The sequence below is a fragment of the Paenibacillus oralis genome (assembly GCF_003863965.1).
In the GTDB taxonomy this organism is placed as follows: domain Bacteria; phylum Bacillota; class Bacilli; order Paenibacillales; family Paenibacillaceae; genus Fontibacillus; species Fontibacillus oralis.
In genome coordinates this window covers 64,569-79,081 of record NZ_RRCN01000002.1, presented here as the reverse complement: position 1 = coordinate 79,081, position 14,513 = coordinate 64,569, and the positions used below count along the sequence as shown (strand labels likewise).

Annotated in this window: 15 protein-coding genes; 1 reads left to right on the top strand and 14 read right to left on the bottom strand. The window is 43.1% G+C overall.

What is annotated here, in order from left to right; translation table 11 throughout:
- Nucleotides 1–314 precede the first annotated feature (314 nt).
- The 3 genes from EHV15_RS34050 to EHV15_RS37980 all read right to left on the bottom strand — a co-directional run bounded on the left by EHV15_RS34050 (nucleotide 315) and on the right by EHV15_RS37980 (nucleotide 2,300).
- The gene (locus tag EHV15_RS34050; RefSeq protein ID WP_128635713.1) at nucleotides 315–707 is read right to left on the bottom strand and encodes a hypothetical protein; all 393 of its coding nucleotides are present in this window, start codon (nucleotides 705–707) and stop codon (nucleotides 315–317) included.
- Nucleotides 708–728: 21 nt separating this feature from the next.
- Entirely contained in the window at nucleotides 729–2,048 is a 1,320-nt protein-coding gene (locus tag EHV15_RS34045) for a 5'-3' exonuclease (protein ID WP_128635712.1), read from the bottom strand.
- Between the two features lie 126 nt (nucleotides 2,049–2,174).
- Nucleotides 2,175–2,300, bottom strand: coding sequence for a hypothetical protein (locus tag EHV15_RS37980; protein WP_281281740.1), 126 nt, complete (start codon nucleotides 2,298–2,300; stop codon nucleotides 2,175–2,177).
- Nucleotides 2,301–2,608: 308 nt separating this feature from the next.
- Between EHV15_RS37980 and EHV15_RS34040 the strand changes: the two genes are divergently transcribed.
- Nucleotides 2,609–3,637: a hypothetical protein gene (locus EHV15_RS34040; protein ID WP_128635711.1), complete on the top strand. Its 1,029-nt coding sequence runs from the start codon at nucleotides 2,609–2,611 to the stop codon at nucleotides 3,635–3,637.
- Between the two features lie 157 nt (nucleotides 3,638–3,794).
- Here the strand turns inward: EHV15_RS34040 and EHV15_RS36815 are convergent, their stop codons facing one another.
- The 11 genes from EHV15_RS36815 to EHV15_RS33990 all read right to left on the bottom strand — a co-directional run bounded on the left by EHV15_RS36815 (nucleotide 3,795) and on the right by EHV15_RS33990 (nucleotide 14,267).
- Nucleotides 3,795–3,959 carry a hypothetical protein gene (locus tag EHV15_RS36815; protein WP_178076101.1) on the bottom strand — a complete coding sequence of 55 codons (165 nt, stop codon included), beginning with the start codon at nucleotides 3,957–3,959 and terminating at the stop codon, nucleotides 3,795–3,797.
- Nucleotides 3,960–3,972: 13 nt separating this feature from the next.
- Nucleotides 3,973–5,220, bottom strand: coding sequence for a hypothetical protein (locus tag EHV15_RS34035; protein ID WP_128635710.1), 1,248 nt, complete (start codon nucleotides 5,218–5,220; stop codon nucleotides 3,973–3,975).
- Nucleotides 5,221–5,373: 153 nt separating this feature from the next.
- Nucleotides 5,374–5,595, bottom strand: a complete 222-nt coding sequence (locus tag EHV15_RS34030) for a hypothetical protein (protein ID WP_128635709.1) — start codon at nucleotides 5,593–5,595, stop codon at nucleotides 5,374–5,376.
- A 1,402-nt stretch (nucleotides 5,596–6,997) separates the two neighbouring features.
- The gene (locus EHV15_RS34025; RefSeq protein WP_028406244.1) at nucleotides 6,998–7,345 is read right to left on the bottom strand and encodes a hypothetical protein; all 348 of its coding nucleotides are present in this window, start codon (nucleotides 7,343–7,345) and stop codon (nucleotides 6,998–7,000) included.
- 105 nt (nucleotides 7,346–7,450) lie between these two features.
- Nucleotides 7,451–7,888, bottom strand: a complete 438-nt coding sequence (locus tag EHV15_RS34020) for an Hsp20/alpha crystallin family protein (protein WP_054943631.1) — start codon at nucleotides 7,886–7,888, stop codon at nucleotides 7,451–7,453.
- Nucleotides 7,889–8,084: 196 nt separating this feature from the next.
- Entirely contained in the window at nucleotides 8,085–8,693 is a 609-nt protein-coding gene (locus tag EHV15_RS34015; RefSeq protein ID WP_246062079.1) for a sensor histidine kinase, read from the bottom strand.
- 4 nt (nucleotides 8,694–8,697) lie between these two features.
- A protein-coding gene (locus tag EHV15_RS34010; RefSeq protein ID WP_128635708.1) for an IS3 family transposase occupies nucleotides 8,698–9,818 on the bottom strand; the annotation gives its coding sequence in 2 pieces (ribosomal slippage) (nucleotides 8,698–9,569 and nucleotides 9,569–9,818; 1,122 coding nt in all).
- A gap of 62 nt (nucleotides 9,819–9,880) precedes the next feature.
- Entirely contained in the window at nucleotides 9,881–10,351 is a 471-nt protein-coding gene (locus EHV15_RS34005; protein ID WP_246062078.1) for a nitrogen regulation protein NR(II), read from the bottom strand.
- 137 nt (nucleotides 10,352–10,488) lie between these two features.
- Complete coding sequence (locus EHV15_RS34000; RefSeq protein ID WP_023559071.1) at nucleotides 10,489–12,663, bottom strand: PAS domain-containing protein; 2,175 nt, start codon at nucleotides 12,661–12,663, stop codon at nucleotides 10,489–10,491.
- 475 nt (nucleotides 12,664–13,138) lie between these two features.
- The gene (gene dpsA / locus EHV15_RS33995; protein ID WP_246062077.1) at nucleotides 13,139–13,915 is read right to left on the bottom strand and encodes a dipicolinate synthase subunit DpsA; all 777 of its coding nucleotides are present in this window, start codon (nucleotides 13,913–13,915) and stop codon (nucleotides 13,139–13,141) included.
- 37 nt (nucleotides 13,916–13,952) lie between these two features.
- The gene (locus EHV15_RS33990; protein WP_023559069.1) at nucleotides 13,953–14,267 is read right to left on the bottom strand and encodes a YunC family protein; all 315 of its coding nucleotides are present in this window, start codon (nucleotides 14,265–14,267) and stop codon (nucleotides 13,953–13,955) included.
- Nucleotides 14,268–14,513: the final 246 nt, after the last annotated feature.

Here is a 14,513-nt window from a genome sequence, read left to right as displayed (position 1 = left end):
TTTTATTGATCATAGCTGAATTTTCTAAACCTTGCAGCATATATCTAAATCCTTTGATGTGATTACCCTTACGATGCAAATATAGCGATAATTCATATAAAAAGCCAGGGTAGCAATCAGGAATAACCTGACTTTATACAAATCATTCGTTTGTGGATATACAAATGTTTCGATTTCTGAAATAAATTGTTGGAGAATATGATCCACATCAATTTCATAACGATTTGCGGCATAAGTAGCAGAGACAGAAAAATAGCCTGTTGAGGGTTTCTCAACAGGCTGGCCGTGCAGTAATGCACGGCATTGTTTGGCAATTACCTTTCTTCATTTTTAATGTCCGTTATAAACGTCCCCCACTCTTTCGAAAGCCCACCTGTGAACTGCTCTGGGTCGCTATAAGTGATTTCAAGAGCGATTTCCCTAGCATTGGCCAACCTCTCGGTAAATCGTAAAACCATCTCCATAAACAGAGCGGCTGCAGCAGACTTCCCATCTTCTATATCAGTTAGATCTCCCTCGTGTTGCTCATATAATTTCTTAAAGGATTCATATTCGTTTAGGAACCCTTCCGAGAATTTCGAAAGCTCGATTTTAGCGACTTCTTCAGTGATTTTTTGCAAGGAAGCTTCGCATATCCAATATTTATAGACCATTTTGAAATATGCCTGAGATGCTTCAAGAACGGCATTGTGATTTAAAATAATCATTGGTTTCCCCCTTTTCTCGCCTTATGCAGCGGATCGAGTTAATTTAATTTCTAACTTCTCAAGTACTCTGCGCATGCCATCCTTGTTAATTTTCATCACCAGTTCGTCCAGATTGATGGATTCGAGTTGAGGAAGATCGGTATACAAGATTGCAAGCCGCTTACTCATTTTTGCGTCTTCAGCGTAGAGCTCCATATTTTCCTTTACCTTCCCCTTCAATTGCCCGACATTAGTCAAGATCCCTTCCAATGACTGATACTCCGTCAAAAGCTTCACTGCGGTCTTATCTCCTATTCCAGGAACACCGGGAATGTTATCGCTAACTTCCCCGCACAATGCTTTATAATCAGCTAATTGTTCTGGGGTAATGCTGTACTTTGCAATAAACAAATCACGTGTCATTTCTACATTTCCACTCAGTACTTGAATCACATTACCATCCAGAAGTTGATATAAGTCTTTATCATTGCTTAATACAATGACATCACCGCGATTCTCTCGTATCCACCGTTTTGTAAGAGCAGCTATTGTATCGTCTGCTTCCATCCGCTCGACTTTCAGTTGCGGGACGTTCATTGCATCAAAAAGTTCATAAGCCAATGGGATCTGCTCTTCTAGGGAATTCGGCTTCTCTTTCCCATCACGATTGGCTTTATATTCCGAGTAAATATCCCTCCGGAAAAGCTCAGACCTTTCCGGGTCTATTGCCACAACACAATGGGTAGGGGCATAGATACGAACGATACTTATGAATCGATCAATCAATGCCTTAATTGCATTGGTGTACACGCCAGCAGAAGAACGCATAAGTTCCTCCTCTTTCTTCCCCCCAGCAGTAGCATAATAACAAGCATTGATTAGATTGCTTGAATCAATTAACAGCAACCGGCCAGCTAAATCCATAAACTGTTTGGGGTCTTTGGCCTTATGGCTGTCCTCATCTTTGTAGTCTAAACTACGACTTTGTTGTTCTTGTTTAGATTCTTTCAATTCCAAAGAGAACACCCCATCTTGAAGTACAAGATTTTGTACGTCGTAAATCCCCCCATACTTTACTTGAAGCGAAAACAATAGATTCATGAATTCATAAATGGTGCATTTGAGAGCACTCATGGTGAGGTTTTTCAATGTCATACTTAAGCACAAGCCCTCATGTTGAACCGTATAGTCGGAGCTTCCTTTCTGTTCATCAAATACGATTTTTAGCCAATTCTTCTCGAAAGATACATGTGAAACCCTCGCTGACATATTGGGGAGTTGTCTGATCAAACTCTCAAAGCTGACAATCGTGCTGTTTACAGTGCCGTTAGGTGAAAATGAAACACCAATGCGATTCTCCATTTTCTTGACCTCCTATAAATTTGTTAAGAAAAAAATAAAAAAGGGACATTATGCTTTGTGATTCGCATAAGTCCCTCAGTAAAACTCCAATTGATCATTTAAAATAGACAATCGACAACTCACCTTTTATTTTCTCTTTTCGCCGGTAGGTTTTGCGGGTTGGGGAAGCAGCTTCCTAATAGCAGCGCTCACTTCCGCAATGCCGTAAACTTTGACCAACTTACGAAACTCTTGTTCAATATAGCTGTTCATGATCGTTCTCCCTTCTGTTTTTTAAATGCAAAAAAACGCGTACTAATTAAAAAAACCAGAAGGAAATCCAGCCTAAAGCAGGCTCTTTGGTCGTTTTAATTAAAACGCGATTTTTCAAGTTAAAATAAGTTTGATTATCATTAGAATACTCGGATAAGTCGCATGACACCGAGAAGGGCAAAAGATAAAAACAAGGTATATCTTGATCTTATCATAACCATTTTTTCATGTCCATCCCTTTGAAAAGTGCAGGTTTGACGAAGTGACGGTATAATGAGAATACATCATCAAATTAAGAGGTGAGCAAGATGCGAGATGCTTTTAAACCAGTATGGTTTATCATAAAAAATGCAATTCTCTTGGCGATCGCAGCCTATCCTGTCACTATGGTTGTTCAGTGGTTCTCCAAGGATAAAAAACCGTTTACCGAATACAATCATTACATTGGGTATGTCTTCGGCCACTATTGGGATTGGATTCTGGTCGTAATTGCTACCTTGTTGTTAACCCGATCTGGAGACAAATTCTTCAAATATGTAGAAGAGATGAGAAACCGGCTCTATGAATTGGAATTCTATCGCTGGAAGGATACGCCGTATATTGCTCCACTCCATTTGTACTATCTATTGGCACCTCCAGTAGCACTAACCAGCGATGCTAAAAGCCAAGCTCTCGATCCATTTTATAGATCTGTTGTTTCTGACTTCAGGGACCGTGTGTATATTAACGCTAAATATACACAGTTTGACCCTTATTCCAAACCGTCAGTAGTGATGGTCATTGGTAAATCCCTGATGCTCCAGTTTCTCGTTAACGCGACTGCCATTCTACTTATCATCGCCGGCATGCTCTACATGAATCCATTTGCAAACATTACAGAAGGTTGGGGAAAAGCATTCATCCCTGTAGCTGCGTTCTTTTTGTTTCAGAATGCCAATATCCTGAGAGCTTTCACTATGGCAAACCCAAATAAGTCCTATGGGATAATCAAAAAGCATTTTGACGAGGAAGAACCTAAAATTACTTGGCGTGATCTTTTCCCGGATCGGCCTTATGGCGAATCTATTTTATTTGCTTGGAGAGCTGACTGCGAAAGAAGGCAACGTCTGGCATACGAAGCATCCGGCCGACCTATTCCTGTCCGAATGGAATATACAAGTCAAGGGCTCGCTCCAAAACCATTTCCTAGCGAAGAAGTGCCGGAATGTGCCGATGCCGCTGAAAAAACATTCTTTGACCAAAGCATTCAAGATAGACGACGGATTATCGAGAAAAACCGCGAAATTGCCGGAGCCTCTGAAGGAAAAGTCGTTGCTTTCCCACCAAAACACAAATAGAAAAAAAGGCTCTTCAGATTTTGTTTCCGGATAAATAATGCCAGGTTCATATAGACTCAATTCGTTGAACCTGGCATCTGAATACCCGAAAAAAAGTAAAGAAGCCCTGTCCATTTAACTACAGAGCTTCTTTTTTCATTGTGTTGTGTAAACTCTCTCAGTTATGAAGATTTGTATAGATCACAATAACCCGAGCGATTGCCGCCAAGCTGAAGGTAATACCAATTACCTTCTGTGCCATTCGTTTCACTTTCATCAAAAGATAAATCGCAACAATTACAACTGCGATATCAAAATAGTGCGCCTTAACAAATTCCATCATCTTTTCCCTCCTTCTAAAAGATCGTCAATTGAACACCAGTATGCATAACGGGCGGAGTCACTAATTCAATTTGAACCCCATCGTAAGCCTCCTCCAGCCTTGAAAGCTGGCGAATATTAAAGACAAGTGCCTCATCTTCGTTCCATTCATGCCAACTATGGTCGACATCTGCCTTGTCATGTCCGGTCTCGGTAATCAGAGATAGATAACGTCTGCCCATAATTGGACCAGTGGAGTCACTGGAGTGAATGGGATACCGATATAATGCACTTGAGCTGCAGCCTAGGATGTGAAACGGCTGGTCTGGATACAAAGCGAATACATTGTCAAGAACCTCTGTCCGTTCTTCGTCACTGAGGAAAACCAACCCCCCAATAGCTATAAGATCGTGATCCTCAGACACCAGCTTTCCTAGTGCCTCAAACCCACTCTGAGGGTGCCAGATTTCTATTGGATTCAGACCTTGTGATTTTAAAAAATTCGCATTCATCTTGCTACGAATTGGGTTTCCGACCACATCAAGATTAAAGCATCCGAACAAAATGTCTTGGTGTCTTTTAACGAACTCAGCGTATTCTTTGATTGAAATTGGAGCAACCCTTTGTCTGAGTTCCTCAATCATTAAAAGCTGCTGGCTCCATTGATATGTGCCTTCGATCATCGTTGCCAATAAACGTTGGGCAGCCCTTAATTTTCTTCTTGCCTTGAAGTACGAGAATTCTCCAGAATCCAAAAGTATCTTACATTTATGTTTCCGGGCATTTTTCTTCCAGTTTTCATGCTTATCATGACGTAGATTCCAGTAACTCATCAATATCCAGTTACCAGGTGCCTGGGTATATTCCCCCACCATATACATCATTTGTGGATCTCTATCGAGACCAGCAAACCAGAAACGGATCGCCTTCATGACAATGCGATATGCCCGAGTTCTTAGAACTTGGATTCGAGCGATCTGTTTAATATCCACAAGCGCCAAACGAAGGAAACCCATAAGAAATGAACTAAAGTTGTGGAATTTTTCGAGTTGTTGTCTAGTTACACTCCTCTTATAAAGTAAGAATGAAATAGCCTTGCGAACATGCTCTCGCGGTACTTTGTGTATAGATTTACTGTGATTAGTCCGAAAGTAAATGAATTTTCCATCTACCTTTTTGATAAAGTTTTCACGATTTGTGCATGTAAATAAGCTGCCGGTTTTCTTAATTTGCTTTAATGCATGTCTCTCATGCTCAATGGCACGAATGTCAAACTTATTCATTGGATCGTTTCCTTTCAGAAGAATAAAATTAAAAAAACTCGGCACAAGGTTTAATCCCTGGGGGATTGTCGTCTGAAGACAGACTTAAACCTCATGTCGAGTTGTTTAAACCAACCGAATGGCTCCGTACCTTCTAGGCCAGAGAAAAAAATCTTAAGAAAGCAAACTGTTCAACAAATCATCATCACTGATTGCATCTACCTCAACTTCTTCCATGCCGAGTATTTTTTTCTCTCTTGCAATCTCTTTTTCAATTTGTTTAATCCACACTTTGCGAATCTCTTTTTCCTTCTCAGTTTTAGCTTGAGCTAAATAGGACCGTTCATGTGAAAGTCGTATATTCAGTGCATCAAGATGGTACTTTTGACTGGTCATATTGCCTCCTGGTCTAATTGCTCCGCAATGCTTTTTCATTCATTCTAATGATGTTCCAGATTACACAGTATCTAAACCATAACCGCAGCACAAATGGAGTTAGAGGACATTTTACAGTTTTCACGCTCTCGTGTTTCAAAATGGCAATATTGAAGAACGTACACTGTGTAATTCCCCAATACCCCTTGTTCTAATTGAGTTTTTATTGATTACACACACGTCGCTGTGTAAATCGTGAATTCACTTTTCTTAAATTACCACAAATACATCTAAAAATCAAATGTTTAATCGGGCCACGTTCCGCCTCGATAATTGTACGTACTTATACAACCTCCTCGGTGTATATACTAATGGTGGGGTACAGTCCCCTCCTTGCATTTAGAGCAAATAGGCTACCACGATTGTTAGTTATGGTAGTCTATTTGTCTCTCCAGAACTAAACAGGCAGAAATTTAAACGTTCCCAGACGAAAGATGTATATGTAATTTTTGTACTAAGCCCTCGTTGTCCTGTTATTTTTCATACTATACGCTAACTTTCCGTAGACGGTTTCCTGTTTTTCATCCTCTCCTTCAGCGATACTTTAATGCGATAAATGCTGTCGGCGCCAGCGCCTTGGTAGCCTGTACGAGAAGTGATACAGCGACTCTAATGGTATCCTTCGCATATGCGGGTGGCGGCATTGGTTAGTTCGTCGTCGGTATGAGCGGCCGACAGAGAAAAGTGGACTGCGCGCCGTCCCGGCGGGCAAGCCGGTTATCAATCATACCACGCCCTGGCCAAAGAAGGCTTTGAACACGTCGCAAAAAATACGAATTAGCCGCGAGATGAAGGACGAAGTGTACAATCTGCTTTTTCCTAGCACCAAAATCCCTAATCAGATAGGCGAAAAAAATCCCCCGCCTATGAAGGCAGGATCCTCATTCAATTTACTCTGGACATTTGGAAAAATTCGCTGAACCATATCGCTAAATTCTTCGAAAAATCCGCTAAACGGGTCTTCCTTGCTCAACATCCCTCACGTATCGGTTCACGTGTTCCACAAAATCGGGGTTCGTGGTACATACACATTTTTAATGGTCAGATCCTCGCCTCTTGCTGGGCAATTCGGCATGGTTCAACAATTCAAGTTTCACGGGAGTGAAATTCCTTTTTGCAACCAGAAAAGCGATGGACAAATGTCCGCCGCTAAAAGCTTACCCTGTTTTCTTTGCAAATAGTCGCAAATGCCGCGCAAGAGGCAGCATGCCGAACGTGACTTGCACCTCTGCTTCGCCCAGCGCCTTCAGCATCCCGGGCAAACCAGCGCGCCTTGGCTTGGATGGTTTTGGGGTATACGCATCGTCAAGTGAAAAAACGACCGCCTTCTTTTTAAAGAATACGATCGTTTTCACTTGCTGTTTTATTGATATTGCCGTGGCTGCAAATTCTGATTCTGCCAGCTCTGAGCCGTTGGCCAGCCCGCACTCTGCAAGCCGGGTTGTTGTTGCGCTGTTTGTTGAAGCTGAGAACAAATTTGCATCGCCTGCTGCATCTGCTGTATGGCAGTTTGATGTCCTTGCAGAACAGATTGAATGGTTTGAACCGCTTGACGTTCTTTCTGGGCCAGCTGATCCAGTTGGGCGGCGTTTTGCTGCTCCTGTTGCAACATTTGTTGATACATGTTGCTCGATTGCTGGGTTTGCTGGATCAACTGTTGAATAATCTGCGCGCATTGGCTTGCTTGCTGTGAAAGGTTTTGTTGATACACGATTTTTGACCTCCTTCAATATGGTAGGACTTCATCCCCCAAAGCTTATTATGTGCAAGCGCCCATTTTTCATGTAACGCCTATATTGTGATCTCACAATTCATTTTAATGAAACTGCACATCAATTTGCCGTTGGGTATCGGCTTTTAATTTCGGCATGCGAACTTCAAGGACACCGTTGCGGTACGTGGCTGTCGTTCCTTCCGTTTGAACGCGTGATGGCAAAGACACCGACCGTTGGAACCGTCCGACAAACCGTTCTTTGCGATGTATTTGTTCCTGCTTCACTTCATTCGCTTGCTTTATGGTCCCACTAATTGTAAGCATGTTTTCATCCACATCGATATGAAGGTCTTCTTTTTTATCCAAACCAGGGATTTCACAAGAAGCAATCACTTCATGTTCAGTCTCAAATACATCAATACGAGGGGTAGCAAATCCCAGACGCGCGCCTATTTCAGGAAAACCTTCGTTAAAAATTTTTTCCAAATCCCTTCTCCATAGATCGGTATTGCGAAACGAATCCCAAGGAATGAGCGGCATGTAAGTTCCTCCATTGTCACATTATCTTTTTTTTCAGCTTTATTTTGTACTCTTCGGAAAATATTATTCTTTGCTACCCTGCATAGTTGAATTGGAATATGCCTTTGGTCAGAAACTCCCGGCAATAGCCCCCGAAAAAATTTTTTGAGGGTTTGTTGTGTAGCCATTGGCATTTACAGCAATGTTACCGACAATTTTAAGTTGTTCCCGTAAATGTCGGTAATTGAACGATAACATTTGTGCCGACCTCCGAGCTTTCGAAATTCAAAGAGCCCCCCATTTTTGCGATCATAGCATGACTGAAACTAAGCCCAAATCCGATAGCGTCCGGTTTACTTGTAATAAACGGTAGGATGATTCGGGACTGCAGATCTTTTGGAATTCCTGCTCCTTGATCGCGAACAATGATGTGGATATGATTATCCGTAATGTTTATTCGGAGCGTTAAGACAGAACCTGGGGGACTTGCATCTAATGCGTTGTCAATGATTTCTTGCAGCGCCGCTCGCAGCAACTTGGGGTGTCCAAACACAAAACCGTTTCGCTCCGGATATTCCAGAGCGAAACGTACTGTTTTCTCCAACGCTTGAACCTGTATATCGGGGACCCATTCTTGCATAAACGAAAGGACAGAAACAGGAGCAAATTTCCATTCAAAAGGTTTCCCAAAGAGCAAAAACCGCTGCAACGCTTTGTCGATCGTCTGAATTTGCTCATCGAGCAGCTTAAAGTATCCTGTCATTTTCTGATGAGGCGGAGATGCCGCAAATTGCAAAACGGAAACATGATCCTGGATTGTCAACATTAAATCAGACAGCTTTTTTAAGGGCTGCTTGGCGATACTGAACTGGCGTCATGTACCCTAATGATCCATGAATTCGATGCTTGTTAAACCAGTTGACATAGTCGTATAGTTCCAAATGCAGGTGATCAAGGTTCTGGAACTCCATCTGATAGATGAACTCCGTTTTCATAACCTTGTAGGTAGCTTCTGCCACAGCGTTATCATAAGGGCAACCCTTGGCGCTTAACGATCGACCGATCTCAAAGGTTTTCAGAAGCTCGTCCATTTTCTGGTTTTTAAACTCACTTCCACGGTCCGTATGAAACCACTGGATATGACTCAGGTCGCCTTCTACCGTAGCAAAGGCGCGCGAAACTAGAGCAGCGTCCTTATGTGGACCTGCACTATGGCCAATGATCTCTCGATTGAAAAGGTCAATGAGGACACAAATGTAGTGCCAGCGGTGCCCAACCTTAACATACGTTAGATCGCTGACCACGAAGCGCTTAGCTTCAGCCTGATCAAACTCACGATCTAACACGTTCGTCGTTACTGCCTCATTAGGGGCGGTCTTGTGGGGCTTGAACTGGGTTATGGTATAGGTGGAGACTAAGCCCTGCTCGCGCATGATTCGGCCAATACGCCGTCTGGACACGGTGAGTCCTTGTTCCTGGAGTTTGGTTTTGATCTTTCGTGTACCGTAGGCTTTTCGATTCTTATGGAAGATATCCACAATCGCCTGTACGAGTACATCTTCATTCTGTCGTTCTTTGGCTTCATAATAGTACGTACTTCTAGCGATTTGCAGGACGTTACACAATGCTGATACCGAGTATTTATCGAGGTTATTCCGAATGATAGCTACTTTCGTCCCATGATCAGCGCCGCTTGCTTTAAAATATCTACCTCCATCTTCAAGCGTTGGTTCTCTTTTCGTAACGCCATTAGTTCGGTTTCTTCTGACGAACGATTATCCTTTTCCTTAAAAGAACCCGTAGTCTGAGCTTGGTTGATCCAGCGGTCTAAAGCAGAAGCTGTGAGGTCGTACTCCTCCACAATCGCAGCCCTAGATTTCCCATTCTCATAGAGCTGCACCATTTGTCTTTTAAAATCTGCGGTAAAGGTACGTCGTTGTTGTTTTGGCATTGTAGAAATCCGCTCCTTCGTATGATAGGTCTATTCTACAAGCCCTTATTTTTATTGTCCAACTAAGTGTAGCCGATCCAATCCTTCGAACTTTTTTCCAGAAGTTGAAGCGTCCCTTTGATTACCGCTAAAGGATTTAAAATGATATTGGCTGTGCCCGCCGCCATATGCCCAATCGTTTCCCTTCTTTCTTTCTCACATTGAATTTGCACGTACTGTTGAAAATCTTGGATATCGGCCATTAGAACAAAACATTCCCCTTTTAACTGAGGGTATACATAGGCGATCATGGATCGCACTTTGCCATCTAACTTCTCTTGTACGAGTACTCCCGGGTAATTCTTTTTATCCTGCAATACTTGCCCCACGATCGCTTGTATTGCCGAGTGTGCAGGGAATTCTTCTTCGGGGGTTACTGAGTACCATGTGTTCATGGTTGTATTTAACCATAAAATTCTGGCTTCTGAATCAACGACAGCCAGTCCAATATCCATTTGATCGGAATTCATAAGGAACTCTACGATTTGCTTCATCTCTATTAACGTCCTCCATTTGCTTCCTCCATTAACTCCCTTCCCGGCCACTTATCATGTGCAAACTGCAGTAAACAAGCCAGCTAATTTCTCGTCACGAAGTGGAACCCGATTTCTAAGATTATACCTATAAGCCGTTACAGAGCGATGGGAAAGGATACGGTAAAAGTTGTACCTTCGCCAACCTCGCTTGCAACCTCAATATTCGCATTGTGATACTCTGCAATCTGATAACAAATGGATAGCCCGAGACCTGTCCCTGTCTCTTTCTGTGTAAAAAAAGGTTGTCCGATCTTTTGCAACAATTCTTGCGGAATTCCAACACCATTATCCCTTATGCTTACTTTAACCCATTCATCGCATTGCACTTGTTCGATCCAGACGGTTCCCCCTTCAGGCATCGCTTCAATGGCATTCTTAATCAAATTAATAAATAACTGTTTGATTTTATTTCCATCGCACCGGATCTGCACGGGTTCCTTGGTTGGATGAGAGTGAATTTCTACATTATGTAATGTGGCCTGCGTCTGAAGTAGCACGACGATATCCTGAATCAGTTCAGAAAGATCATGCTGTGTCATGTTCATCTCTTGCGGTTTGGCTAAAGCCAGTAGTTCATTTAGAATAAGTTCGATACGAGTTAATTCTTCCTTCATAATATCGTAATACTTACTTCCTTTTTCTTTGCCGGCGCTTAACAATTGCAGAAATCCTTTCAGCGCGGTAAGCGGGTTTCGAATTTCATGCGCAATTCCCGCGGCCATTTGACCCGCTATGGATAATTTGTCTGCCTGATGAGCAGATTGCTTGGCTGCATCAAATTCGGTAATATCATGCATGACACAAATGCCGCCCACAATTTTATTTTGAACAATGATCGGCTTCCCATGACAGAGAATGAGGCGATGCTCGCCATTCGACTTTTTAACCACCATTTCTAAATCCCGGAAACTTTCGCCTCGATACGCCCGATAAAGCGGGACGCGTTCCTTGCTCAACAGCGTTTTTCCATCTGTTTGATACAATCCGTATACAGAACTCCAGTGTTCGGGCGAAAGAGGTATCTGTACGAATTCGTGCAATTGTCTTGCGGCTCTATTCATGCTTGTCAATATCCCATTTTCATCACAAATCACAACGCCGACATCCATCATTTCGACAATACCACTCATGACACGTTCTTGAGTAGCCAGGACGTCTTCCAGCGTCTTTCGGCTCGTGATATCTCGAAAAACCTTAACTATTTCACGAACATTGCCCGAATCGTACCGTAGCGTGTTGCTTACGACCTCCACCCAAACAAAGGAGCCGTCTCTTCGACGTAATCGCAAAATGTTGACATAACCGTCTTCATTCATCCACTCTTGCGAGTTGTCCAATTTTTCTATATCGGGAGGATAGAACAGTTCCCAGACAGGTCTTCCTATCAATTCCGTCGCATCATAACCCAGCAATGGTTTGCACGCCGGCGATATGTAGTAGATAATGCCATTGATATTCAGTGTAGCAATCATTTCCCCCGTGTGGTCCGCTAACAAACGATACTTTTTCTCGCTGTGCTTCAGGGCCTTTTCCATACTGGATTGCAGGGTAATATCCCTTGCGATGCAATGCAGCCCTACGAGTTCATTCTGAATGAAATTCGGGATATGCAATACGCTGAATTTTAATATTTGGCCGTCTTTCGCTTCAATTGAAGTTTCCATTTCAAACGGGGCATTGGTATACGTTTCCGTCACGTGCTCCAGACTTTTCCAAATGATGTCTCCAAGTGTTCTTTCCAATTCGTATAAGTCATAGCCCAATAATTTCGTGCAGGCGCGGTTCACATAGCTGATACTTCCATCCAACATGACGTCGTAAACAAGATCGGAATGATTGTCAGCAAGCATTCTGAATTTATCCGCGTATTCCTCGTTCAATTCAACAAGCCTTTTGCGATACGTGATCTCCTGAATCTGGATCAAGAATATCCTTTCCGGATATTCCTCCACTTCGATGATCGATAGGGTTGTCGTTCCCCATTTGTGTCTGCCGTCAAGACAAATATAACGATTTTCCATTTCGACATAATCGGAATTACCGCCTAACAAGTCATTGATGGATCCGTTATATAATGGAACGTCTTCCGTATAAATGATATCATGTATTCTCATTCGCAGCAGTTCTTGTTCTGTATAGCCCAGCATGTTGCATAGCGAGCGATTGACCATTTCCACTTCCCCGCCGAGCCGAACCATAGCTTTTCCGACAAGTGTATAATGAAATGCGTGGTGGGCGACAGGATGCGAAAGCAAATCTGAAATATCCATTGTGCAAGTAACCTCCGACTGTGCAATAAGCGTATAGTTGCATACGTAACGTTCTTCTGTTAAGAACCTATGTATGTACTCTATTATATAGGTCATTTGTAACAGTTGGAACAAGATTCCGAGACCAACTTAACTTGGAGTCCCCGAACGCTAGCCATGGAAACGGAACCGACTTGTGATCTGCGAAAGAGCCGCTTCACCACGCACTTCATCATCCGAATTCTTACGAAAATAAGACGGAGGCCGGCAAAGTTGCCAGCCTCTATGATCAAGTATACACAAGTAATCACACCTTCAATTGATTCGTTATTCAGTGTTCACGATCTCATATCCCGGAAGGACAGGAAAGTATGTCCATTTGCTCTCGGTTTCGACTCCGTTCGTCCTGGATCAATTGACATAACGTACTCGCGTTATATGCAGGTCGGCAAGAACCGCGCTGGTTAGGGCCATTTGAACCACGGTTGTTCCGGAACTAAGGTGCAAAAAGCCGTTTTGCTAAATCAGTCCCACCAGGTTTGGAAGCCAAATCAATAATGATAGCGTGATGCGGAATACGGGTTAAAACACGAGAACTAAGAATATGCGCCGGAACTGTGTTAAAAATAATATCCACATTTACGCCTTCATCGTACAAATCTTTCGTATTAAACGGCTCAATCCCCATCTCCCAGGCACGTGCAAACTCCTCCGGTTTCTGCACACCCGCTTTGACGCGTGCCCCCAGGCGGTGAAGCATACCGGCTAACGTAAGACCGATTCTCCCCAAGCCCAGCACCATACAACGCGAACCATGTATGGTAATGTCCGTATGTTGAATGGCCATCATTAAGGCGCCTTCCGCAGTGGGAATGGAATTGAAGATGGCAACATCGTCCCTGCTGAATAATTCAATCAGATCGATCCCCAGTTCCGCGCAAAGGTTCTTCAAGTAGGACTTGGCTATGCCAGTATAGACTTTTGCGTGTTTCGGCAAGGAAGACATATATTCCTTGTTCAGCAATAGCGTTTCAGCTGAAAATGAAGATTCTACTCTGCCATGGTCGTCTGTACCGACAACCGGTAATATCAATATGTCCGCTTTGCGAAGAACCTCCTTCGTAAGCTTGGAATAATGGACTTCATGAAGTTGTTCGTGCAAATCTTCAAAACCGATTACCGCAACATTTGCATCCAGGTCAGTGAATGACCGAATGATTTCAAGATGCCGGGCATCGCCTCCAAGGAAGACAATATGCAGACCCGTTAACAAAAAATCCCCCTACTTTCCTTAAGAATGGACTCAACAATTACCTGCCCCCGCTTACCATCTTTAAAAGCGCATCTGCTCCTTTCATTCCAGGGCGAATTCCGCGTAATTCCGCCTCTGTAGTAACCATATCGAGTGGGGCATCCAGCAATTGCTCTATGGTTCGCACCCCGGTTGCGCGTCCTGCGACAATGCGGCGATCGTTTAATTTCTCATTTAACAAACGGATATCCAGCGCGCCGCACATGATATATCCGTGATCGGTTGTGATGGCCAGAAGTGTTGTTTTGGGCAGGGCGACCTCGATACTTATAACCTGATGACCTTCAACTTCAATCGGTTTCATCATGATCATCTATGATGCAGCTCCTTTTTTTCTACACTATATGCCGGGCGTGATATTTGCACCATAGACTGTTGCCCAAATCCGATATTACTTGTATTCGTTGGAAGCCTTCTCCCCCTTCGCCATATACATGTGTAAATTGGACTTCGATTCAATTCCATGTAATTTTTGAGATTTATAACAAAGGAGATAACAAACGCGCTGCTTGATCAAGCATGCGCTCGGAAGAAGTACGATGCATATGATCTTCCAAAC